General features: G+C 48.0%; 26 protein-coding genes. 14 read left to right on the plus strand and 12 right to left on the minus strand.

Going from position 1 to position 24005, the window contains the following annotated elements; genetic code table 11:
- Nucleotides 1-11 precede the first annotated feature (11 nt).
- Both NJR55_RS03665 and NJR55_RS03670 read left to right on the plus strand, forming a co-directional pair.
- On the plus strand, nt 12-1367 hold the full coding sequence (locus NJR55_RS03665) for a DegQ family serine endoprotease (RefSeq protein WP_253617945.1): 1356 nt from the start codon (nt 12-14) through the stop codon (nt 1365-1367).
- 63 nt (nt 1368-1430) lie between these two features.
- The gene (locus NJR55_RS03670; RefSeq protein WP_253617947.1) at nt 1431-2480 is read left to right on the plus strand and encodes a trypsin-like peptidase domain-containing protein; all 1050 of its coding nucleotides are present in this window, start codon (nt 1431-1433) and stop codon (nt 2478-2480) included.
- A gap of 16 nt (nt 2481-2496) precedes the next feature.
- Here the strand turns inward: NJR55_RS03670 and murA are convergent, their stop codons facing one another.
- From murA to NJR55_RS03710, 8 genes are all read right to left on the minus strand, one after another.
- Entirely contained in the window at nt 2497-3756 is a 1260-nt protein-coding gene (gene murA, locus NJR55_RS03675; protein WP_253617949.1) for a UDP-N-acetylglucosamine 1-carboxyvinyltransferase, read from the minus strand.
- Between the two features lie 16 nt (nt 3757-3772).
- Nucleotides 3773-4027, minus strand: a complete 255-nt coding sequence (locus tag NJR55_RS03680; protein WP_011233669.1) for a BolA family protein — start codon at nt 4025-4027, stop codon at nt 3773-3775.
- Nucleotides 4028-4064: 37 nt separating this feature from the next.
- A complete protein-coding gene (locus tag NJR55_RS03685) occupies nt 4065-4376 on the minus strand; it encodes an STAS domain-containing protein (protein ID WP_253617951.1) in 312 nt (103 codons plus the stop codon).
- Nucleotides 4376-5047, minus strand: coding sequence for an MlaC/ttg2D family ABC transporter substrate-binding protein (locus NJR55_RS03690; RefSeq protein ID WP_253617953.1), 672 nt, complete (start codon nt 5045-5047; stop codon nt 4376-4378). Before NJR55_RS03690 ends, NJR55_RS03685 begins: the two co-directional genes overlap by 1 nt.
- A 17-nt stretch (nt 5048-5064) precedes the next feature.
- Nucleotides 5065-5532: an outer membrane lipid asymmetry maintenance protein MlaD gene (gene mlaD / locus NJR55_RS03695; protein ID WP_034818660.1), complete on the minus strand. Its 468-nt coding sequence runs from the start codon at nt 5530-5532 to the stop codon at nt 5065-5067.
- 2 nt (nt 5533-5534) lie between these two features.
- A complete protein-coding gene (mlaE, locus tag NJR55_RS03700) occupies nt 5535-6314 on the minus strand; it encodes a lipid asymmetry maintenance ABC transporter permease subunit MlaE (RefSeq protein WP_275978032.1) in 780 nt (259 codons plus the stop codon).
- Nucleotides 6311-7111: an ATP-binding cassette domain-containing protein gene (locus NJR55_RS03705; RefSeq protein ID WP_253617955.1), complete on the minus strand. Its 801-nt coding sequence runs from the start codon at nt 7109-7111 to the stop codon at nt 6311-6313. The genes mlaE and NJR55_RS03705 overlap by 4 nt, the downstream gene beginning before the upstream one ends.
- 84 nt (nt 7112-7195) lie before the next feature.
- Complete coding sequence (locus NJR55_RS03710) at nt 7196-7771, minus strand: TetR/AcrR family transcriptional regulator (protein ID WP_253617957.1); 576 nt, start codon at nt 7769-7771, stop codon at nt 7196-7198.
- Between the two features lie 156 nt (nt 7772-7927).
- Between NJR55_RS03710 and NJR55_RS03715 the strand changes: the two genes are divergently transcribed.
- Genes NJR55_RS03715 through mgtE form a run of 11 tightly spaced genes read left to right on the plus strand, consistent with a single transcriptional unit; the run spans nt 7928 to nt 16002 of the window.
- A complete protein-coding gene (locus tag NJR55_RS03715; protein ID WP_011233662.1) occupies nt 7928-8905 on the plus strand; it encodes a KpsF/GutQ family sugar-phosphate isomerase in 978 nt (325 codons plus the stop codon).
- On the plus strand, nt 8905-9459 hold the full coding sequence (gene kdsC, locus NJR55_RS03720; protein WP_253617959.1) for a 3-deoxy-manno-octulosonate-8-phosphatase KdsC: 555 nt from the start codon (nt 8905-8907) through the stop codon (nt 9457-9459). Before NJR55_RS03715 ends, kdsC begins: the two co-directional genes overlap by 1 nt.
- Complete coding sequence (gene lptC / locus NJR55_RS03725; RefSeq protein WP_253617961.1) at nt 9456-10019, plus strand: LPS export ABC transporter periplasmic protein LptC; 564 nt, start codon at nt 9456-9458, stop codon at nt 10017-10019. Before kdsC ends, lptC begins: the two co-directional genes overlap by 4 nt.
- Nucleotides 9988-10530 (plus strand): lipopolysaccharide transport periplasmic protein LptA, encoded by a 543-nt coding sequence (lptA, locus tag NJR55_RS03730; RefSeq protein ID WP_253617963.1) that lies wholly within the window; start codon nt 9988-9990, stop codon nt 10528-10530. Before lptC ends, lptA begins: the two co-directional genes overlap by 32 nt.
- Nucleotide 10531: 1 nt before the next feature.
- Complete coding sequence (lptB, locus tag NJR55_RS03735; RefSeq protein WP_253617971.1) at nt 10532-11257, plus strand: LPS export ABC transporter ATP-binding protein; 726 nt, start codon at nt 10532-10534, stop codon at nt 11255-11257.
- A gap of 21 nt (nt 11258-11278) precedes the next feature.
- Complete coding sequence (locus NJR55_RS03740; protein WP_253617973.1) at nt 11279-12739, plus strand: RNA polymerase factor sigma-54; 1461 nt, start codon at nt 11279-11281, stop codon at nt 12737-12739.
- Nucleotides 12740-12766: 27 nt separating this feature from the next.
- Nucleotides 12767-13054, plus strand: coding sequence for a ribosome hibernation promoting factor (gene hpf, locus NJR55_RS03745; RefSeq protein ID WP_011233656.1), 288 nt, complete (start codon nt 12767-12769; stop codon nt 13052-13054).
- Nucleotides 13055-13057: 3 nt separating this feature from the next.
- Entirely contained in the window at nt 13058-13528 is a 471-nt protein-coding gene (gene ptsN, locus NJR55_RS03750) for a PTS IIA-like nitrogen regulatory protein PtsN (protein ID WP_011233655.1), read from the plus strand.
- The gene (gene rapZ / locus NJR55_RS03755; RefSeq protein WP_011233654.1) at nt 13519-14370 is read left to right on the plus strand and encodes an RNase adapter RapZ; all 852 of its coding nucleotides are present in this window, start codon (nt 13519-13521) and stop codon (nt 14368-14370) included. Before ptsN ends, rapZ begins: the two co-directional genes overlap by 10 nt.
- Nucleotides 14363-14638 carry an HPr family phosphocarrier protein gene (locus NJR55_RS03760; RefSeq protein ID WP_253617975.1) on the plus strand — a complete coding sequence of 92 codons (276 nt, stop codon included), beginning with the start codon at nt 14363-14365 and terminating at the stop codon, nt 14636-14638. The genes rapZ and NJR55_RS03760 overlap by 8 nt, the downstream gene beginning before the upstream one ends.
- A gap of 2 nt (nt 14639-14640) precedes the next feature.
- Nucleotides 14641-16002, plus strand: coding sequence for a magnesium transporter (gene mgtE, locus NJR55_RS03765; protein WP_253617976.1), 1362 nt, complete (start codon nt 14641-14643; stop codon nt 16000-16002).
- A 12-nt stretch (nt 16003-16014) separates the two neighbouring features.
- On the opposite strand, the gene pmbA is transcribed toward mgtE, so the two are convergent.
- Nucleotides 16015-17361, minus strand: coding sequence for a metalloprotease PmbA (gene pmbA / locus NJR55_RS03770; protein ID WP_011233651.1), 1347 nt, complete (start codon nt 17359-17361; stop codon nt 16015-16017).
- 54 nt (nt 17362-17415) lie between these two features.
- Between pmbA and yjgA the strand changes: the two genes are divergently transcribed.
- Nucleotides 17416-17931 (plus strand): ribosome biogenesis factor YjgA, encoded by a 516-nt coding sequence (yjgA, locus tag NJR55_RS03775; protein ID WP_253617978.1) that lies wholly within the window; start codon nt 17416-17418, stop codon nt 17929-17931.
- A gap of 15 nt (nt 17932-17946) precedes the next feature.
- Here yjgA and tldD read toward each other — a convergent pair whose 3' ends face one another.
- The 3 genes from tldD to NJR55_RS03790 are packed head-to-tail and all read right to left on the minus strand — an operon-like array spanning nt 17947 to nt 24003.
- On the minus strand, nt 17947-19368 hold the full coding sequence (gene tldD, locus NJR55_RS03780; RefSeq protein WP_253617979.1) for a metalloprotease TldD: 1422 nt from the start codon (nt 19366-19368) through the stop codon (nt 17947-17949).
- Nucleotides 19365-20192, minus strand: coding sequence for a carbon-nitrogen hydrolase family protein (locus tag NJR55_RS03785; protein ID WP_253617982.1), 828 nt, complete (start codon nt 20190-20192; stop codon nt 19365-19367). The genes tldD and NJR55_RS03785 overlap by 4 nt, the downstream gene beginning before the upstream one ends.
- Nucleotides 20134-24003, minus strand: coding sequence for a YhdP family protein (locus NJR55_RS03790; RefSeq protein WP_253617983.1), 3870 nt, complete (start codon nt 24001-24003; stop codon nt 20134-20136). The genes NJR55_RS03785 and NJR55_RS03790 overlap by 59 nt, the downstream gene beginning before the upstream one ends.
- Nucleotides 24004-24005: the final 2 nt, after the last annotated feature.

Here is a 24005-nt window from a genome sequence, read left to right on the forward strand (position 1 = left end):
TTACTCGAATCATGAAAAGAGTCTTAGCATTATTCAGTTTAATCTGTGTTGTTAGCTTCACCTCTATACCTTCTGCCCAGGCTGGCATTCCTTTTTTTGGCAATGACGACGAACAGCCGACTTTAGCGCCGATGCTTGAGGAAGTCACACCCGCCGTCGTCAACATATCAGTAAAAGGCAAGCGAGAAGTGCGACAGCGCCTGCCGGAAGCGCTTCGTTTCTTTTTTGGCCCCAACTCTCCACATGAACAAGTCCGCGAGCGTCCGTTTAGAGGCTTAGGTTCCGGCGTGATTATTGATGCCGAAAAAGGCTACGTAGTAACCAATAACCATGTTGTTGACGACGCAACAGAAATTCTCGTCACTCTAAAAAATGGCCGTGAGTTTGATGCCAAAGTTATAGGCACTGATGAGCGTAGCGACGTGGCTTTGCTAAAAATAGAGAACGGCGAAGACCTCACCGAAATAGAGCTTGGCAAGTCATCCGAGCTTCGAGTTGGTGATTTCGTGGTCGCTATTGGTAACCCTTTCGGACTTGGTCAGACAGTCACCTCCGGTATCGTTAGCGCTCTAGGCCGAGCAGGTCTTGGCATTGAGGAGTTGGAAAACTTCATTCAGACCGATGCCGCTATTAACAGCGGTAATTCGGGCGGAGCTCTGGTTACCTTAGACGGCGAACTCATTGGAATTAACACCGCGATACTCGGCCCTAACGGCGGCAATATCGGTATCGGTTTCGCTATTCCATCGGACATGATGAATAACTTAGTACAACAACTGATTGAATTTGGCGAAGTTCGCCGCGGAGTACTGGGAGTCCGGGGTAACGATTTAACTCATGATGTTGCTCAGGCATTGAATATTCCGGTCAACCGGGGGGCTTTTGTTTCACAAGTTGTACCGGGTAGTTCAGCAGCTGAAGCTGGTATTGAATCCGGCGATGTCATTATCTCAGTCGATGGGCAGACAATCCGCTCATTTTCGGAGCTTGGTGCAATGGTCGGCTCTATAGGTTCGGGGAACTCATTAAAACTTGGGGTGATTCGCGACGGTGAAGAGCAATCGATTAACGTCACCCTTGGTGCACAGGACATGTCTGTTACAGCTGAGTCAATTCACCCGGCTTTACAGGGCGCTACTCTTGCTGCAACGGATGGAAATGGAGTTGAAGTAGAGGAGCTTGAAGAACGTTCCCCTGCTGCGCGAATTGGCCTCGAGGAAGGCGATATTATTCAGGGCGTTAACAGAAAGGCAGTGAGCTCACTATCGGAGTTGCGGGCAGCAATTGAAGATAAAAGCGGCGTTATAGCCCTTAATATCAAACGAGGCGACAGTTCACTCTTTATTGTGTTGCGTAACGCAAACTGACATTGTGACAGGCAGGTGGTATCAGTGCTATGCTGATATCACCTGATTTAACCGGAAGCTGGTATGCAACAACTTTCTTCAACTCTACGATTCTTACTTCAGTCAGTTGGCTTAGGCCTAGTTGTTGCGGCTATTGTTATTATCGCTAAGCCTTTCTGGGCACAATCGGAATCATTAAGACAAAACAGCAACGAAATTACTTCCTTTAATCAGGCCGTCCGAAAAGCCGCCCCTGCCGTTGTGAATATTTATAGTATGGGGGAAATTCAGGGGTCTTATTATCAACCTCAATCATCACGTGTATGGCGTTTAGGTTCAGGTGTTATTATGGACTCTCAGGGCTATATTCTGACCGCCCATCACGTTGTCGATAACGTTGATAAAATTGAAGTCGCGCTGCAAGACGGCAGACGCTATGCCGCTCAGTTAATTGGTAGTGACCGTTACACCGATTTAGCTGTACTGAAAATTGATGCGGAGAACCTACCGGTAATTCCCGTGCAGTCAACACGCCGCGTGCGGGTTGGTGACATTGTCCTTGCTATAGGTAATCCATACAATATTGGCCAGACAATTACACAGGGTATTGTCAGTGCCAGTGGCGGCCGGGTTGGCGTCAGCAATTCCTATTCCGATTTGATTCAAATGGACGCAGTGATAAACCAGGGCGCCTCAGGCGGTGCTTTGGTTAATAGCGCCGGAGAGCTTATCGGAATCAATAACGCCCGCTATAATTCGGCTTTTGGAGATGGCGGCGAAGGCATTTATTTTGCCGTACCCTATGAAAACGCTCGCAAGGTAATGAAAACCCTTATTCAGGAAGGTAAAGTGGTACGCGGATACATTGGTATTAGCGTTAATCCAAACTTTAGTGAAGAGCAATCACTATCGGGTATATTAATAACTGGAGTTGAACGGAATAGTCCGGCAGCAAAAGCAGGATTACAACCAAACGACTTTCTGGTAGCTATTGGCGGTGACCCTGTTCGCTCTGCGCCGGAGGGCCTTGACCTGGTTGCGGGTAGTGAACCCGGCACTAAATTAGAAGTTGAATTTTACCGTAATGAAAAACGAATGACGACCACCGTAACAGTGGCCGAATTACCCAGATAACGAGTGAGAACGGCAGCTATGCCGTTACTCGTTCAATATCAGCACCTAAGCCCTGAAGTTTTTTCTCAATCCCTTCATAGCCCCGGTCAATATGATAGATACGCTCGACAACAGTTTCGCCGGTCGCAACCAGACCCGCTATAACAAGAGAGGCTGAAGCTCGTAAGTCGGTACACATAACCTCTGCGCCGGTCAGTTCATCAACCCCGTGACATAATGCAGTATTACCCTCTGACTCGACATTTGCGCCCATGCGTCGTAACTCGGGAATGTGCATAAAGCGGTTTTCAAATATCGTTTCACGAATACCAGCAGTACCTTCTGCAATAGCATTTAGCGCACAAAATTGAGCTTGCATATCCGTTGGAAAGGCCGGGTGAGGAGCGGTAATAATATTAACAGCTTTAGGTCGCCCATGACTTTGTATCGCTATCCAGTCATCACCTTTATCAATTGTCGCGCCAGCTTCTTCCAGCTTTTTCAACACCGCATCAAGGCTTGCCGGGTCAGTTTTCTCACAACGCACCGAGCCTCCAGTTGCCAAAGCTGCGACTAAAAAAGTCCCTGTTTCGATACGGTCAGGCATGACACTGTATTCGCCACCATGCAGCTTATTAACACCAGTAATATGAATGGTGTCGCTGCCAGCGTCACGGACGTTCGCGCCCAGGCTGTTAAGAAAGTTTGCTAAATCAATGACTTCAGGCTCTCGAGCGGCATTCTCTATAACCGTTTCACCCTCAGCCAGTACCGCTGCCATCATTAAGTTTTCAGTGCCGGTCACGCTTACCGTATCCAGCAAAATCTCTGCGCCCTGCAGGCGCCCCTCTACTGACGCTTTGATGTAACCATTCTCAACGTCAATATGTGCGCCCATTTTGCGCAAACCTTCAATATGAAGATTTACTGGTCGCGCACCTATAGCACAACCACCCGGCAGGGACACTTCCGCTTTACCGGTTTTAGCTAATAGCGGACCTAAAACCAGAATTGAAGCGCGCATAGTTTTAACTAGATCATAAGGTGCTTTAAAGTGATTAAGCGTGGTCGGGTCAATACAAACGCTATTATTATTCAGGTTGCTGTGACTAATGCCCAGGCAGTCTAATAATTCCAGTGTCGTGTCGACATCATGAAGGTCGGGGACATTAGACAGGGTGATTTTTTCAGACGGCAACAGCGAAGCCATTAAAATAGGTAGCGCCGCATTTTTTGCCCCTGAAATAGTGACCGAACCCGACAAAGGTTGGCCACCACGTATTTTAAATTTATCCATCAACTAACCAACAACCTTATGGCATCATTAATTTTTTATCACGCGCCCAGTCTTCAGGCGTGTATGCTTTTATCGATACGGCATGGATTGAACCGTCGGCAATCAACGGGTTTAGAGGACCATACACGGCTTGCTGACGCTTAACACGACTCATATCTTTAAAGTCTTCACTGACAGCAATAATTTCTACATTAGCGCCTTCAGCTTTAACCAGTAGCTCTTCCAGAGAAAGCGCATCGTTCAGCAAAGTTTTTAGTTCTTCAGTATTCATTGTTATCTGCCGTTGGCTTAAAAGTGAATAAGACCGCCTAGCTTAACGAAAGCAATGACTCAACGCCACTAACGCGGGCAATTTGTTTTAGCTGCTCAGATGCGCCTATACAGGTTAACGGCCCTTTGCCATCGCCAATTAACTTGAGAATTTCAAGCAAAAAGGCAACACCGGCAGTGTCGATAACCTCGACATCGGTTAAATCAACCCGGGTTTCGCTTCCCACCGACCAGCTTTTGCGCTGTGACCACAGTTTAGCAACACTGTGACGAGTCAATGAACCGCTGAAAACCAACGTCTGATCATCGCTCACTTTAACGGATGTTAATTCTGCCTGTTGAGCACTCATCAGAGTCCCTCTGCCGGGCTTTCTGCTTCGTCATCCGCCTTAATAGGCTCAGAAGCTTTCTTTTCAATCAGCTCGATAGTTTTATCAATACCATTGGCACGAATAACCGAAGAAATTTCACTTTGCTTACTGTTCAGCAAACTGACGCCTTCAACGACTAAATCGTAGGCCTTCCAGATTTCTTCATCAGAGTCGTAACGTATACGAAAATCGAGACGAATTTCCGGGCGCCCTTCTTCTTTTATTCGCGCCTTCACGACGGCCGAACGTGCATCATCAGAAATTTCCTGACTAGGTTCAAAAGTGACCTTATGCTTGTCCTCGTCATACTGAGTAAAGGCACGCGCGTAAGTTGCGACTAAGTAGTCATAAAATGCTTGGTAAAAACGCTCACGCTGTTCTTTTGTCGTGTCGCGCAAGTAACGGCCCAATACTTTCTTCGACGCATACATGTTATCCACATAAGGCATCATCTCGTCTTCAACGACTTCCTTTAGATAATTAGGATCTGCGTCAATTTTGTCTCTGTCCGATGCGATGCGATCAAAAGTTTTCTCTGCAACTTCTTTTAATAACTCTTGCGGATCATCGTTACGAATTAAATCGGCTGACGCGGATGCAACCAGTACTATGGTTACAAAAACAGCCGCTATCCATTGTTTTACTGCCATGGTGCTCTCCTTACCACTTATTCATTGCCCTGACTGAACAGAAACTGGCCTATCAGGTTTTCTAAAACCAATGCTGACTTGGTATCAGTAATAGTATCGCCGTCTTCCAACGTACCTACGCTATCGTCAATAAAGCCGGGTTCAAGTCCAAGATATTGCTCACCCAGGAGTCCTGACGTTAGCACCGACAGTGTACTGGCTTCAGAAAACTTGTCGTAATCTTTGCTAATACTCATTGTCACACGCGGCTCATAGTAGTCACCCGACAATGAAATATCAGTAACACGACCCACAACTACACCACCTACTTTCACCGGCGAGCGGACTTTCAGGCTACCAACATTATCGAACTTAGCGTACAGGGTGTAACTGTCTCCCGATGTTGTCATAGTCCCGCTGGCTGCTCTTAATGCGATAAAGAACAAAGCCAAAATACCGACGACAACAAAAACGCCTACCCATAACTGTGTTTTTCTTGATTCCATGGTTATCCACCAAACATGATAGCTGTAAGAATAAAATCGAGTCCTAGAATTGCCAACGACGCAGTCACAACTGTTGACGTTGTCGCAGCACTGATTCCCGCAGAGGTTGGAACCGAACGATAACCTTTATACAAAGCTATCCAGGTAACAACAAAGGCAAATACAATAGACTTAATAATGCCGTTCAGAAGATCATCCTGCCAATCGACTGCCGATTGCATAACTGACCAAAAAGCGCCTTCATCGACACCCAGCCAGCCAGAGCCAACCAGGTAACCGCCGTAAATTCCAACGGCTGAGAACATCAATGCCAGCAGCGGCATACTGACCACCCCAGCCCAGAACCGGGGTGCAATCACACGACGTAAAGGATCAACCGCCATCATCTCCAGGCTAGAGAGTTGCTCAGTGGCTTTCATGAGGCCAATTTCAGCAGTTAATGCGGAACCCGCTCGCCCGGCAAATAAAAGTCCTGTAACTACAGGCCCTAACTCACGCAGTAACGACAGCGCAACCATAGGACCCAGACTTTGCTCGGCGCCATAATCCACTAAAATAGTGTAGCCCTGTAAGCCCAGCACCATACCGATAAATAAGCCACTGACGATAACGATGAGCATCGACAATACGCCGACGACATACATTTGTTTAATAAAGAGCGGCCAGGACTTAGCTGGTTGAGGTTTGCCAATAATGGCGCCCATTAACATAGCCAGGGCGTATCCAATACCCGCCAGGCTGTCCAGTACCTGGCGACCGACAGACTGTATAAACTGGATCATCCCTCGCCCCTTAATAAGTCCGTTGTAAAATCGTCATCTGAATAATGAAATGCTACAGGTCCATCTGGCGCACCGTTCAAAAACTGCTTAATAATTGCCGTGTCATTATTACGGAGTTCATCCGGAGTTCCCTTGCCGACCACTTTTTTGTCAGCAATGACATAAGCGTAATCCGCAATAGATAACACTTCTTTTACGTCGTGCGATACAACAATAGATGTCAAACCCAGCGATTCATTCAAAGATTTAATAAGCTTTACGATTACCGCCATAGAAATGGGATCCTGACCAGCAAAAGGCTCATCGTACAGGATTAAGTCGGGATCCAGAGCTATTGCCCTTGCCAGAGCTGCTCTGCGAGCCATGCCACCAGACAGTTCTGAAGGCATAAGGTGACGCGCGCCACGCAGTCCCACCGCTTCCAGCTTCATTAAAACCACGCTACGAATAATTTCCTCGGGTAAGTCAGTGTGTTCGCGCAGTGGAAAGGCGACGTTCTCGTATACCGACATGTCAGTGAACAGCGCACCACTTTGAAACAGCATGCTCATGCGCTTTCGTAACTGATACAAAGCGTCGCGTTTTAACTGCGGGACTTCCTCTCCGGCCACTTTGATACTGCCGCTGTCAGGCTTAAGCTGGCCACCGATAAGGCGCAGCAGCGTCGTTTTGCCAATGCCACTAGGCCCCATGACAGCAACCATTTTGCCTTTCGGAACATCTAACGACAGGCCGTCATAGACCCGATGGCTTCCATGCGCAAAAGTCAGATCTTTAAGTTCTACCAAGTTTGTCACGACAGTTTCCTGTTACGAGTTTATCAGCCTTTATTTTAAGGGCTGTCGGTATTATCTGATACCGAAAAAGTGTTGCAAATCTTATCAGCGAATTGATTCTATTTCTGTCAATTCATCGACAAGCTTCAGTAAATATTGTGCAAAATCTTCACGTTCATGCACGCAGGCGTCACACAAGTTGAGTTGCTCAAACAACCGCGCACCATGAACGGCGTAAAACAGAGTTTTCCCAACTTTGCTTCCGGCAATACGCTCCAACCGCTGCAAAGTCAGTGCTATATGTTCTTTTAACGGGCCTAACAACTCCGGATTAGTCGCAGCGGCAGCCAGCATGCCACTGCCGAGCCGGGAACATTCAGCGTCCGTATCAAGCGCTGCTAGTAAAATACTTTTTAATTCGCCTTTTGGGTCATTGGCAAACTCGTGATGATATTGCTCACGAAGTGCTTCATAACGTTCAACGCGGCGTTTTAACATAGCCTGCAGCAAACAATCTTTGCTCTTGAAATGATAAAGCAAACCACCTTTGCTGATGCCCGTTGTCTGGCTCAAGGCGTCAAATGTAAGGTGCCCTGCACCCTCGGCAGCGACCAATTGATCTGCGGCATCCAGAATGACGTCTCTGTTGCTGGGTCGCCCTGCGCCTTTTTTCTCTACCATGGTGTATTCACTTTACCTGCACTTACTTTATCAACCGTCTGGTTGGTATAGTAATTATTTTTGTAATAAAATACAAGATTTACCTGTGTACGGTAGGCAGAGTTGTACCGAATGACGTATTATACAGGGCAAAAGCACAACGCCAGAGGCATGACAATGAAACAAGTCACCCAGAACTTTCGGCTACTGGGCGAACAAGTACTGGATATCGAAAAGAAGGCTATTGAAGGCCTGTATCAATATTTAGATGATAATTTCGATGCCGCCTGCCAAACCCTGTTTAACTGCAAAGGCCGCGTTATTGTCACCGGCATGGGTAAATCCGGCCATATTGGCGGGAAAATAGCAGCCACGCTTGCCTCAACCGGCACACCGGCGTTTTTTGTGCATCCGGGCGAAGCCAGCCACGGAGACTTAGGCATGGTTGCAGCTCAGGATGTGGTCATTGCGATATCTAACAGTGGTGAAACGGCCGAAGTGCTGAATATTATTCCGGTCATTAAACGTCTGGGCGTGCCCTTAATTTCAATGACCGGTAAACCTGGCTCCACTCTTGCCCGACTGGCTGATACTCATGTTTGTATCGCGGTTGAACAAGAGGCCTGCCCACTCGGGTTAGCACCTACAGCTTCTACAACAGCAACGCTGGTTATGGGTGATGCAATGGCGGTTGCCCTGCTCAATGCCCGCGGCTTCACCGCCGACGACTTTGCGCTATCACACCCTGGCGGTTCGCTGGGTAAACGCCTGCTATTACGGTTGCATGACGTGATGCACACTGGCGAGCGTGTCCCGGTTATTCCTGCCGACGCTATTATTAGTGATGCCTTACTGGAAATGTCGCGTAAAGGGCTGGGTATGACCGCGATAGTTGATGAAAACCAACGTCTTGCCGGCATTTTTACAGACGGTGACTTACGTCGCATTCTGGATAACCGAATTGATGTTCATAAGACTCCGATAGCAGAAGTTATGACCCGCTCCTGTATTACTGCGAACGAGGATATGCTGGCCGCTGAGGCATTAAAACTCATGCAGGACCGAAAAATAAATGGGCTGATAATTACCAACGACGATGGACAGCCTTGTGGCGCAATGAACATGCATGATTTACTACAGGCGGGAGTGCTCTGATGGAATGTATTAACACCTGGTACGGCGACATTGAAAAAAGCCTGTTTAAACGCTTTTCCGAGATAAAGCTGCTGGTGCTGGACGTGGACGGAGTGTTCTCCGACGGCCGCATTTATTTAGGTAACGATGGTGAAGAACTAAAAGCGTTTCACACCCGGGATGGCTTCGGCATGAAAGCACTGAAAAAATCAGGAGTCGAAACAGCAGTAATTACCGGACGAACCTCACGCATTGTTGAACATCGCATGGAACACTTAGATGTCGGCTTTATTTATCAGGGACAAAACGATAAAACGGCTGCTTTCGATGAGCTTCTGACAAAGTTAGGCCTTAGCGCAGAACAAGTTGCTTATGTTGGCGACGACACCCCGGATTTAGCTTTAATTAAAGCCGCAGGCCTGGGGATTGCAGTCCAGGACGCTCACGCATCGGTACAACAACAGGCCGATTATATTTCACGCTGCCATGGTGGACATGGTGCGGTGCGGGAAATCTGTGATTTAATCATGCTCAGTCAAGGGCAACTTCACCTGGCTACAGGAGCCAGTGTGTGAGTCGACGCGTTACTGTCATTCTAATTTTATTATTCGGTGCCGGGCTATTGCTTGTCTGGCGCCCTTTTAGTGATGATGCTGATGGTAACAACGCGGCTACAACACGCACTATGCAGCCCGATTTTACCGCTTTTGGGCTGGAGACGCGTATTTTCGAAAGTGACGGTTTACTGGCTCACAAGATAAAATCTGAGAAAATGTCTCACTATAACCAAATTGGTCTAACTGAACTTAAGGGTCCGGTTTACACGGTATTTTCTGAGCAAGGTGAAGAGCTTTGGGAAGTCAGTGCCGCGCAAGGAACTTTCTATGACGATCAAACCCTGATTTTGGAGCACGATGTTGAAATCCTTGCTTTAGAGCCGGATACTCACATTGAGCAAGTGTTAACCGAGTACCTGATTGTTGATTTAAAAAATGAGTCAATGAGCACCGAATATCCGGTAAGCATTCACGGACCACGACTATTAATTCGGGGGAACGGTATGACGGCGGATCTCAAAGCTGAACGAATGGAGCTAAAAAGACATGTTAAAACGATTTTCCAGCCTGCTGAGTAAACTCATTCTGGTTGCCTTAGTGCCGTCAGCAGTTATGGCTCAGGGTAAGTCTGACTTTAGTAAGCCAATGGAAGTTGAGTCTAGTAAAGAAGAGCTTGATATTAAAAATAACCGTCTGGTTTTAACGGACAACGTTATTATTCGTCAGGGCACCTTATTAATCCGTGCAGATCGACTAGAAGCGTCCGCCAGTGAAAGTGCTGAGCAAGCAGACATTTTTATTGCAGAAGGCTCTCCTGCTACTTACAGCCAGACGCTGGACGACGGCAATGAAATTAACGCTGAAGCAAAGAAAATCACCTACTTTCAGTCGGAACAGCGACTGGAACTTAGTGGAGACGCTCGCATATCTCAAGGTAGTAGCAGCTCAAGCGGCAGTTTGATTACCTATGATTTGGATAAACAAACGGTAACGGCAAGCAGTTCAGGTGAAGAAGACAGCCGTGTTATCACTATTTTCACGCCTAAACCAAAAACCGATACCGACGAAAAAAATAACGAGAATCCTTAATATGGCAACCTTACGAGTCAAACATTTAGCCAAAAGCTACAAAAACCGACAAGTCGTTAAAGACGTTAGCCTGGAAGTTAGTCAGGGGCAGGTTATTGGTTTACTAGGCCCCAACGGTGCAGGTAAAACCACAACTTTCTATATGATTGTTGGTTTGGTTAATAGCGATAAAGGCCAAATTCTGCTGGATGACAATGACCTTACCTTACTGCCAATGCATGAACGGGCACGCAGAGGTATTGGCTATTTGCCGCAGGAAGCTTCCATATTTCGCAAATTAACCGTGCGCGATAACCTAATGGCTATTCTGGAAACTCGTAAAGAACTTTCAACCAATGAGCGTGAAGAGCAGCTTGATGCCTTGCTCGAAGAATTTCATATTGGCCACATAGCGAATAGTCAGGGCATGAGTCTTTCAGGCGGTGAGCGCCGTCGGGTTGAAATTGCCCGCGCCCTGGCAGCGGAACCTACGTTTATTTTGCTGGATGAGCCTTTTGCCGGAGTTGACCCTATTTCGGTTATTGATATTAAAAAGATTGTTGAACATTTGAAACAACGTGGTATTGGTGTACTTATTACCGACCACAATGTTCGCGAAACATTGTCTGTTTGTGAACATGCTTATATTGTGAGTCATGGCGAGCTTATTGCCAGCGGGGATGCAGAAAGTATATTATCGAATCAACAGGTTAGAGACGTTTACCTCGGTGAGCAGTTCACCCTATAACGTGATACCGGGATAGTCATTATGAAGCAAAGTCTGCAGCTAAAAATTGGTCAGCACCTGACCATGACGCCACAACTCCAACAGGCTATCCGCCTGCTGCAGCTTTCCTCGCTCGATCTTCAGTCAGAAATTCAGGATGCATTAGACAGCAACCCATTGCTCGAGGTTGAAGGTGAAACGAATAACGACGCAGATCAGCCGGAAAACCGCAATATTGAAGAAAGAGACGACAGTCAGCGGGAAACATCCGACGTTATAAAAACGCAGGAAATGCCTGACGAGCTACCGGTCGACAGTAGCTGGGACGACACCTACTCCAGTCATACGCCAACTAACGGTGCAGCCTCTTCCGGTAAATCTTTTGACGGCGACTTTGAAGTCTATCAAGGCTCTACCAGCGAATCTCTGCAGGATCACCTGCTTTGGCAAATGCAACTTTCTCATTTTTCGGAAGAAGACACCGCCATAGCTGAAGCCATTATTGAAGCCATAGACGACAACGGCTATCTAATGGTCGATGTTAATGAAATTATTGAAGCCGTGCGCCTGCCCGAAGTTGAAGCAGAAGAAGTCTGCATGGTGCTTAAGCGCATTCAGCATTTCGACCCCATTGGTGTCGGCGCACGCAGCGTCAGCGAGTGCCTTGCCATTCAATTACGCCAACTGAGCGAAGACACAGAATACAGAGATATTGCCCTATGTCTGGTTACAGAGCATATGGATTTACTAGGCAGTCGCGATTTTCGCACCATTCAGCGTAAACTGAAGCTATCGGAAGACGATTTACGCCAGACTATGCGATTAATTCAACAGTTGCACCCGCACCCGGGCGAACAAGTTGCGCAGCAACCGGTTGAATATGTTATTCCTGATGTGGCTGTTACAAAAAAAAATGGTCGTTGGATGGTCGAATTAAACCCGGACAGCGTACCTAAATTAAAAGTGAACGAAGAATACGCGGCCTTGAGTAAAGCAGCAAAGTCAGTAGCCGACAGCCAGTACATAAAGAACCATACACAGGAAGCTCGCTGGTTCATAAAGAGCCTTGAAAGTCGCAATGACACTTTGCTAAAAGTTGCCAATTGCATAGTACAGCGCCAACAGGGCTTTTTTGAGCATGGTGAAGAAGCTATGAAGCCCATGGTTCTGAACGATGTTGCTGAAGCCGTGGATATGCATGAAAGTACGATTTCACGCGTAACAACGCAAAAATACTTACACTGTCCAAGTGGCGTATTTGAGTTGAAATATTTTTTCTCAAGTCATGTCAGTACAGAAGGCGGTGGCGAGTGTTCAAGCACGGCAATACGTGCTTTAATTAAGAAGATGGTCGCTGCTGAGAATCGCAGTAAACCGTTAAGTGACAGTAAGATTGCTGAACTGATAGCCGAACAAGGTATCCAAGTAGCAAGAAGGACAATTGCGAAGTATCGGGAATCGTTAAACATTCCATCATCGAGCCAACGCAAAAGTCTTTTGTAACTTTGTTAACTGCAGAAGGAAGACGTTATGCAAATTAATTTGACCGGTCATCACATCGATATTACCGAAGCTCTGCGTGACTACGTGGACACAAAATTTGCCAAGCTGGAAAGACATTTTGACCATATAACTAATGTTCACGTCATCCTAAATGTTGAAAAAACGATTCAAAAAGCGGAAGCTACGCTGCACGTGAATGGCGGTGAGCTTTTCGCCGATGCAAAACACGAAGATATGTACGCGGCCATCGACGGTTTAATTAATAAACTGGACCGTCAGGTGATTAAACACAAAGAGAAAATGAAACAACATTAATCCATGCAACTGAGTGAATTGTTAAGCCCCGACTGCACCAAGTGTGCAGTCGAGGGCGCAAGTAAAAAGCGACTACTTGAAACCATTAGTCAAATCGTAGCCCCTAAGCTGTCTGGCATTACCCGTCATGACATTTTTGAGAGCCTGTTAAACCGTGAGCGTTTAGGCAGTACGGGAATTGGCTTGGGTATCGCAATTCCTCATGGCCGCTTACCTAATGCGAATCATCCGGTAGCGGTATTACTGACCTTAGACGAACCTATCGAATTCGATTCTATTGACAACCAGCCTGTCGATATTATCTTCGCGCTTCTGGTTCCGGAATCAGAGCACGAAAACCATCTACAAACATTGGCCACAGTGGCCAGAAGAATGAACGACAAAGACTGTACTCGCGCACTGCGCCACGCAGATTCTGATAAAGCGTTATATCAATTATTTGTGGGCGAAGGTGAGCAGTCGCCATGCAACTGATCATTGTTAGTGGTCGTTCCGGTTCAGGTAAGACAATTGCTCTGCGCGTACTGGAGGACTTAGGCTTTTATTGCGTTGATAATTTACCAATAAGCCTGCTGCCAACTCTGGTGCATGCGGTCATAGAACAGTATCAAAAAATAGCCATTAGCATTGATGTCCGCAACTTACCGGAGCACTCCGAAGAACTACTGGACTCTCTGAGCTTTTTACCAAAAGGCGTTGAACCGGAAATTCTGTTTATTGACTCTGACGACAACACCTTACTAAAGCGTTTTGGCGAGACTCGTCGCCTGCATCCGTTATCGCAAAAAGAACTGCCTCTGCTGGAAGCGCTTCAGGCCGAACATAAAATGCTTGAACCTATTATGGAGAGAGCAACCTGGCGCCTCGACAGCAGCGATTTATCTCTGCATCAATTAAGTGAGCAGGTCACTGAGCGGGTGCTGGGGCGGGCTGATAAAAAACTGATTATTGTGTTTCAGTCTTTTGGCTTTAAATATGGTTTGCCCAAAGACGCTGACTTTGTCTTTGATGCGCGCATTTTACCTAATCCGCACTGGCAACCCGAGCTTAAGCTGCTTACCGGTCTGGATACCGACGTTCAGATTTTCTTTCGTCAGGAACCTTTGGTGACTAAGTTTATTTATCAGCTAGAAAACTTTCTTGATACCTGGTTGCCGCACTTCCAGCGCAGCAATCGCAGCTACCTGACAATAGCTACCGGCTGTACCGGTGGCCAGCACCGTTCGGTTTATATTTCTCAGCAGTTAGCCGAGCGTTTTGAACAGAAAGCTGTAAAAGTTCAGGTAAGACACCGGGAACTAAAAACCCATGGATAAAGTTTGCAGAAAGCTAATTATTCGCAATAAACTAGGCTTGCATGCACGCGCGGCAACAAAGTTAGCGCAGTTAACGCAGGAATTTGAGTCAGACATTACAGTCACTCAAGGTGAGCAATGCGTTAATGCTGCCAGCGTTATGTGCCTGATGCTACTGGCCAGTCAACAGGGAAAAACTGTTGAAGTCTGTGCCGAAGGAAAAGACGCCCAAGCGGCACTGGATGCCGTGAGTACTTTGTTTGAAGATCGCTTCGAGGAAGACGAGTAAGCATGATTGCAGAGCTTTCCGACAAAGAATATGCCATGCAGCGCATTCAGGAGGTTAACTCCGCGCTGTCCGATGGGATGTTCGTTGCTGCCCGCCGAATGCTGCATAATATGCCGGCATGCGATGTGGCATTGCTGTTGGAATCCTCGCCGCCCAAAAGCCGTTCCATTGTCTGGAAACTGGTTGACGTAGAAGAACATGGTGAAATTCTTGAAGAACTGAACGAAGAGGTTCAGAAAGACATTATTCGTCAAATGGCGCCGGAGAACCTTGCGGCGGCCACCGAAGGTATGGACACCGATGACTTAGCCTACGTTTTGCGTGGCTTACCTGAACCTGTCTATCAGCAAGTTCTGAAGTCCATGGACGAAAGCGACCGGGAACGTGCGGAAACCGCGCTCTCATACGCCGAAGACAGCGCCGGTGGTATCATGAACACCGATACCATCACCTTGCGCTCGGACGTCACTATCGATGTGGTACTGCGTTATTTGCGTCTTAAAGGTGAACTCCCCGAAGCCACCGATAAACTCTACGTAGTCGATCGTCACGAGAAGCTCATTGGCGAAATTACCTTAACCCAGTTGTTAACGATTGACCCCAGCCATCGCATTGACGAGATTATGTCGACCGACATTACCACCATCCCCGTGACTATGGATGAAACGGAAGTCGCAAAACTGTTCGAGCGCCATGATTGGGTATCCGCTCCAGTAGTAGACAATGAGCAGCAGTTGGTGGGTCGTATAACCATCGATGACGTGGTCGATATTATCCGCGAAGAAGCCCAGCATTCCATGTTGAGCATGGCCGGTCTGGAAGATGACGAAGATACCTTCGCTCCGGTATTAAAAAGTACCCGACGCCGTACTGTATGGTTGGCGGTAAACCTGGTTACTGCCTTACTGGCCGCTATGGTCAGCTCATTATTTGAAGACATACTGGCACAAATGGCGGTATTGGCTATTTTAAATACCATTGTGCCCAGTATGGGTGGCATAGCCGGTAGCCAGACATTAACTCTGGTAATACGAGGAATGGCACTGGGTCACATAGGCACCAGTAACTCCCGATGGCTTATCGGTAAAGAATTGGCTATTGGTTTCTTAAACGGCATTATCTGGTCGGTACTGATTGCGGCTGTCGTCGCGCTGTGGAAACAAGACTGGCTGGTTGGCGGTATTATTGCCTTTGCCATGATGATGAACTTAGTCGCTGCCGCTTTAGCCGGTGCTACCATACCGCTCGTTCTGAAGCGCTTTAATATCGACCCCGCACTGGCTGGCGGAGTCATTCTGACCACAGTAACTGACGTTGTCGGTATCTTTGCCTTCCTTGGCTCGGCAACCTTGTTACTGTCTTAATTCCCTGTCTTTTTAATTGCCGGCAATACTCATTTGCTCTAATAACACCGAGCCGGTATGTAGCGCATGGCGCTCATCGGTGTCATTACCTATAGCAACAATATTCGCCAGCATGTCTTTTAAGTTACCGGCTATGGTCACTTCTTCTACCGGATACTGAATTTCACCGTTTTCAACCCAGAAGCCGGCCGCACCACGCGAATAGTCACCATTAACCATATTCACGCCCTGCCCCATCAATTCGGTTACCAACAAGCCTGTCCCCATTTTTTTGCACAACTGCGCTAACGAGTTGTCCTGCTGTGTCACCCGCCAGTTGTGGATACCACCAGCGTGACCCGTAGGCTGCATATCCAGTTTACGTGCGGCATAGCTGGTTAACAGGTAAGTCTGCAAAACGCCGTCGGTAATAATTTCTCTATCTTTTGTTGCCAGACCTTCTGCATCGAAAGGTGAACTCGCCAGGCCGCCGATAATATGTGGTTTTTCCTGAATGCTCAGCCATTCTGGCAGCACCGGCTTGCCTAAATGATCGAGCAGGAAACTGGACTTACGATACAAATTACCACCGCTTATTGCACTGACCATATGACCAAACAAACTTCCTGCCACGTCAGCCCGGAAAATAACCGGTACTTTAGCGGTTGGTACTTTGCGCGCTCCTAAGCGCGACAAGGTTTCTGCGGCGGCTTCTTCGGCAACACTCTCGGCAGATTTTAATTCGTGCATTTTGCGGGCGACCGAGTAGCTCATGTCGCGCTGCATTTTGTCGCCCTCTTTAGCTATTAAAACGCAACTGAGGTTATGCCGCGACTGTAAGTAACCACCGATAAAACCATGACTATTACCATAAACGCGAAAGCCTGTGTGGCTGCCGTAATGCGCGCCGTCAGAGTTAACAATGCGCTCGTCCAGATTCAACGCGTGTTTCTCGCAGGCCAGTGCCTGCTTTATGGCATACTCTGCGCTCTGGTCACCCGGATGGCACAAGTCTAAATCTGGTACATCGGTCGCCATTAACTCTGCCGGAGCCAAACCATTGTATGGGTCCGGAGAGGTGAATCGGGCAATGTCACAAGCCTTATCAACCGCAGCGCTAATGGCCTGTTCCGACAAGTCCGTAGTTGACGCCGAACCTTTCTGGTTACCACGGTAGACACTGATGCCCAGCGCTCCGTCCTGATTAAACTCTACGGTTTCGACTTCGCCCAGGCGAGTTCCCACCGAAATACCGGAGCTGTGACTGATTGAGCATTCAGCAGAACTGACGCCTTTTGCTTCAGCCAGTCGCAGTGCTTCTTTAACAGCACTCTCTACCTGCTTCATTTGAACCTGTAAGTCACTCAGTTGTACTATCAAAAAACTCTCCTCACTGCTAAACTGACGGCTTTGTAGCGCTAATGAATCGAACTTATGCCGAAACGCCCAGCCGAAAATCCTGAACAACCTGACGACTTCGTCAGCAAGTCCCAAAAAAAACGCGAAATGGCTGAACGCCAGGAGCTCGGGACTCAACTTGTCAATTTGACCGACAGCCAGTTAGCAAAAATGCCACTGGATGATGAGCTGCGCGATGCCGTTTTACTTGCCCGTAAAATTCGTAACAAGCACGAAGGCTACCGACGTCAGCTTCAATTTATTGGCAAGCTCATGCGCTTACGTGATATCGCGCCTATCGAGCAAGCCTTGAATAACTTAAAAAATGCACATCAGCAGCAAACATCCATTTTCCACGAGATTGAAACAACTCGCGATAAACTGCTGCATGAAGGCGACGACGCTCTGCAAGAATTCATTGAAGAGCATCCTCAGGCTGATCGCCAAAAATTGCGTCAGCTTATTCGTCTTGCCGAAAAACAGCAGACCGAACAAAAACCACCGGTTGCTGCCCGTCAGCTGTTTGTTTATTTACGTGAGCTGCTCGGTTAATACCGGGCAACTCGCTTATTCGGTACCGCCAACCGTCATTGAATCTAATTTTAGCGTCGGTTGCCCAACGCCTACGGGTAAACTCTGCCCGTCTTTACCGCACACACCCACACCTTCGTCCAGCGACAGGTCATTACCCACCATAGACACCTGGGCCATAGCTTCTGGTCCGTTACCAATAAGTGTCGCACCCTTTATCGGTGTGGTAATTTTACCGTCTTCAATTAAATAAGCTTCAGATGCTGAGAACACAAACTGTCCGGAAGTAATATCGACCTGACCGCCAGCAAATTGCGGTGCGTAAATACCCTTTTTCACGCTGCCAATGATGTCTTCCGGACTACTTTCTCCGGCGAGCATATACGTATTGGTCATTCGCGGCATAGGTAAGTGAGCGAAACTTTCACGGCGGCCGTTTCCGGTCGTTGCCTGACCCATTAAACGCGCATTCATTTTATCCTGCATGTAACCACGCAATATGCCGTTTTCTATCAACACGTTGTAGCCACTGGGTGTGCCTTCGTCATCAATACTCATTGAACCACGACGATCACTCAGCGTACCGTCATCGACAATAGTACAAAGCGGTGACGCCACTTGCTCGCCAATTTTACCGGAATAGGCAGACGAGCCTTTACGGTTAAAGTCGCCCTCCAGGCCGTGTCCGACCGCCTCGTGCAGCAGCACACCCGGCCAACCGGAGCCCAGTACCACAGGCATATTGCCTGCAGGTGCAGGTTTTGCTTCTAAATTCACGAGCCCCTGACGTACGGCTTCTTCTGCAAAACGCTGCCAGCGGGCATTACCAGAGTCTTCATCAAGGAAAAACTCATATCCTACACGAGCTCCACCACCGGCACTGCCGCGCTCGCGGCGACCGTTTTGCTCGGTAATAACAGAACAGTTCAGACGAATTAGGGGGCGTTTATCGGTAGCCAAAGTGCCGTCTGTCGCGGCGACTAAAACTTCGTCATAACTGCCGCTCAAACTCACCACCACCTGGCTTACACGTGAGTCCTGCGCCCGTGCGTGCGCATCGACTTTCTTCAGCAATTCAATTTTTTCGTCTTCAGATAAAGTATCCAGCGGATTAAGCGCTTCATAGCGCGACTTAGCCTGCACCGACTTCAACGCCTCGACTTTTTTACTTTGCCCCTGACGAGCTATACCGCGAGCCGCCTCGCTGGTACGCTGCAACGCTTTTAACGTAATTTCATCGGCATAAGCAAAGCCCGTTTTTTCACCCTGTACGGCGCGCACACCCATACCCGTTTCAATATGAAACGCGCCGTCTTTAATGATGCCATCTTCCAGCACCCACGACTCGTTGACACTGTGTTGTAAATAGATATCGGCAAAATCAATATCACCGCTGTATAGCGTGGATAAAGCTTTGCTTATGTCGTCTTGCGACAATTCGTAGTCAGTTAGTGTCATGTCTTTTGTACAACCTCAAATTGATTTTGTTGCGCCACTGGCATTTGTTTTCGTATGGGTTCAATATCCGCTACATCAACGCTGACAGAAACAACACCTTCATCCAGTTCCTGTTCTGCCAGTATTTCACCCCAGGGGCTGACAATAATTGAATGGCCGAACGTTTCACGACCATTTGCATGTTCCCCTACCTGGCCCGGCGCCACGATAAAAACCTGTTGCTCAATGGCGCGGGCGCGAACCAGCGCATGCCAGTGAGCTTTTCCGGTAACCTGAGTAAAAGCAGAGGGTAAAACAATGATTTGGGAGCCAGCCTGACGCAATGCTCTGAATAACTCTGGAAAGCGCAGATCATAACACACTGCCATGCCAACCACACCAAAGTCCGTTTCTGTGGTTACCACTTTACTGCCCGGCTGAGTCCACTTTGACTCGCGGTATTCCTTAGTATTATCAGCCACATCAACATCAAACAAATGAATTTTGTCATAGCGATTGAGAATGGCGCCATCGGGCCCGAAAAGAATAGATGCGGCGGAAAATCGCTCACCGGCCTCTACTGGCAGGGTGCCGCCAACCAGATAGACCCCATGCTTTTTTGCTAAGGCGGCCAGTCGTTTCTGCACCTCGCCATCCTTGTAGGTTTCAGCCATTGCCAACTGAGCGCGGTCACCTGCTCCGAAGCAGCTAAAGGCTTCAGGCAATACTACCAGTTGCGGACGTGCGGCAGGGAGTTGTTCCAGCAGTTTAGCAACAATGGCTAAATTATCTTGCGGATCCGGACGACTGCTCATTTGCAGCGCCGTCAGTTGCACTTGTGTCATCGTCTGCCTCTGAATCGGTTGAGTTCTCTTCCAATTCTGGCAAATCAACCGGGCGGCTGTCACGTTCTATTTCTTCAACCACCGGTTCCTCAATAGTACCGGTGACCTGATAACGCAGACGCGAAATCACTTTCGCATCGTGCAGTACTTTGTCGATGAACAGCGCAGCCAAGCCGCTGGGAGGATTCACCATCCAGGCAAGAATAATTGGAAGACTGGAGGTAACTTTTGGCGCATAGGTCAAATTATAATTTAGCTCACCGGTTTGCATATCGGTCCAGCCACGAATATCCATATCCCCTGCGGATCCCAGTAATCTTGCATCTTTGGTGCGCGCGACACCATTTTCAATCTGAACACTGCCGGTTAAATCAGTAAAAAACATTCCTTGGGAAAAAATATCACGAAAATCTAAAGTCAGCTTTCGGAGAATACTGTCCAGGCTCAATAATGAAAAAATACGCGCGCCGCCGTCACTCACTTCGGCCAGATAGCCTTTTTCTAAATCCCAGACTACCTCTCCGTTCAACGAACTCCAGTCTGGTTGATACAAATGATCGCGCCAGCTTAAGTTAAAATCAATAACGGCAGCACTATCTCTTACCGCCGTTTCCAGACCATAGTCACGTAATAAGTCACCAAGATCTCCTGCCTCCAGCCGTCCGGACAGCGCACTTCGAGCCTGTTCATCTTTATACCGCCAGTACCCCGTTAAGGCGAGCTCATCACTTCCTTTTTTAAGAGCCATCTTTTCTATACTGAAGCCATCCTCAAGCGGAGCTAGCACCAATTCAACTTCGCCTAACTCATGCTCGTCAATACGACAACTGCGACAGAGAAAGTTAATTGCCGGTACTTTTTCAAGCCAGCTCCAGTCGGTCTTCTCAGTGGTTTCCGGCAGTTCAACCTTGCTGCTTAACGCCAGATAATCGGCTCTAACTTTTATGCCCTGCTGTACAAATTTCTCCGGAATAATCACGTTCAGCACTGCATTCTCAGCATCTACCCGCACTTGCCAGCCTAAATCATCCGGCCACACCTGAATATCTGCCTGAGCAAATTTCTGCTGTCCCCACTGTAACTGAGGCGTCTCAATGCGAATGGAATCGGGCAGCCACCCTTCGCCACTATCACCTTCAGTATCAACATTTGAATCTCCGGCCAGCGCATAAAGTAATGAGTACCACTGCCCGATATCGGCATGCGGTAACTGCGCGTTTACCGCAAAGCCATTAACCAGTTCGTTCGCAGAGCTGACCTCTCCAATATCCAGTCTTGCCTTTTGCCAACCTCCGCTGCCCGGCTTCCAGCGGCTATCCCAGTAAAGGCGCTGGTCGATATTAGCCCGTAAACGCAGCTCTTCTCCAGTCCCATTGAGCTGAACCGACAGTTGCCAGTTATCTCCAAAATCTTTTTGCAACGGCACTGGCAGCGATGTTTCAAGACCGGTCAAATCAAACCGCGACTCTAACGCGACGCCAACAGTGTCGGCGTTAAAAGTTAACTGAAGATTAGCTTCACCGTTTACCGCTCCGTAGAAAAACGGTTTCCACTGTGGATAAGGCAATTGCTTAAATAAAGGTTCGCTTTGCCAGTCCAGAGTTGTATTCACATTCAGTAAGTAATCCGCCCCGTTTAGCTCTCCGGATACTTTAGTTGGTATAGGCATACCGTACCAGTTAAGGCGCAGCCCTTCGGTACTTACCTTGCTGTTGTCAATTTTCAGAAGACCTTCAGAAACCGTAAAATCTTGTTGTATGGCGTCAATGTTAAGAGAAAGACCGGCTAACGGAGCCTCAACAGCAACATCAACATCTCGCGAGCTGTTTAACGGTATATCCAGCTGGAAAGAACCAGAAACCTCTCCGCCAGGGTTAATTTGAGTGAGCGTCTCGGTTACGCTGTCCAGCGGCGACTGTTCAAACACAGGTAACAGCGATTCCCCCTTTGCACTAACACTAGCCTGAACCTGCAAGCCCTGCGAAGCATCTGCTAAATCCTTAATTTGCGCGTCAACCCGGGTTACCTGCACATCTTCTATATGCCCAGCATCCGCCGACATGAATAAGCTCCTGTTATAAAAATCGAGCTTTACCGGAGCATCGGCTAACGGAAGCCAGTCTGGCTGAAACCGGTAGGTTAAATCATCGAACTCCACCCGCGCATTGAAGACGCCTTGATTGTCCGCACCCGGAAACTGAGTGACGGGACCGCGCCACAGTAATTCCATGCCACGAGCCCGACCGGATACTAAGGCTGCGGAAAGATAGTCTTTTACTCCCTGCCCCATAATTGATGGCAGCAACTTGCGGGCGGTGTCGACAGAAAAGCCCTGTGCGGTAGAAAGCAATAAGTCAATTTGTGGCGTTGTCTCGCTGTCGCCGGACAGACCGCCACTACCGGTAAGCTGAAAGTCGTCTCGCCGAAGTTGGAGCTGCTCTAAATTTACCCGCCAGCCATCAGCTTGTAACAACCAGGAGCCGGACAAATTAAAAGTATCAATATCCCACGCTTGCTTACCGGAAAGGCTGTTCCCCGTGAGACTAACGTTATCACCTTCTACTTGCCACAAACCGTGATTCGATAAGCTGCTTATACTGACATCCAGGCCATTAAAGCCAGGCCAACGCTCATTCCCGTCTGCCGACAGGCTGTGGCTTTTTATAGACCATTGCTGGCCAGAGACAGGGTGCAGACGATAGCGCACACTGGCTTTACCCTTTAAGCCCAGGCTCATGACCGATTCCGCCGATATCTTAAAAGGCAGCAGAGGTAGTAATCCGGTAACCTCATCAATTGCGATATTATCTACACTGATATCGTGGATCTCATCCAGTTGCTGCCAGGCTATACGCGGTAATTCAAGATGACCTACTGAGGTATTTACTGTCATTGGCAAACTGTTGAGTAGCCAGCCATTTTCTTCCGGCCGCAGCACAATTTCACCCTCGGGTAATTGCAACCAGTTGAGTTCTTCAGAATTATTGTCCAACCAGGTAATACGGTTGTCTCTTAACTTAACTAGCCCTTCAAATAGTTGACCATTACGAACATCCAGCCAACCGGTAAAGTTTACGTTTGAAGCTTGTACGTCAATGTCGCCCAGTTGCTCTTCAAGCCAGGGGCTGATATCAACGTTCTGCGAATTGACGTAAAACTGACCATTAAATTCCGACCAGCGATCACCGCGCAAATCAATAATAAAATCGAGGCTATTAGTCGCAAAGTCTTCCATCCGGAATTGACCAATCCCCTGGTGCTTCTTGCCTTCATTAGTCCAGGACAGCCGGTCAATATCAATTTCTCGTGTTACGCCCCGCAAGTTTGTCAGTAACAACTCACCATTATTCAGTGAAAACTTCTCTAATTGCTGCAGGAATAAGCGGTTAACGTAATCTAAATCTAATTTCTCAGCTTCGTTAGCGGCCGAGAATTTACGTATATCTACTGCTATGCGGGCGTCATTAAGAATAAACTGCTGCGCAATGAGCTGTTGATCCAGTAAAGTCTTCCAGAAGTCGAGTACCACATGAACCTTGCCAACACGAACCTGCACAGGCGACTGCTCGCGTTCCAGCAAAACGAGATTATCCAGAACAATGGAAGGCCCTTCCCGGGTCCAGGCCATAGATAAGTCGCTAATGCTAACGGGTTGCTGGAAACGGGCTTCCAGTTGCTCTTCAAGTGGTTCGGTCAAATCGGGCAGGTATGGCAGGCTGTAACGCAATAAACTCAGGCCGACAGCAACCAGCACCAGCACAATAGCCAGCGTTAGCCAGAGTTTGTTCAAAATCCACGACAGTGTCCGCATGC

This window comes from Idiomarina rhizosphaerae, from assembly GCF_024159085.1.
Lineage (GTDB): Bacteria > Pseudomonadota > Gammaproteobacteria > Enterobacterales > Alteromonadaceae > Idiomarina > Idiomarina rhizosphaerae.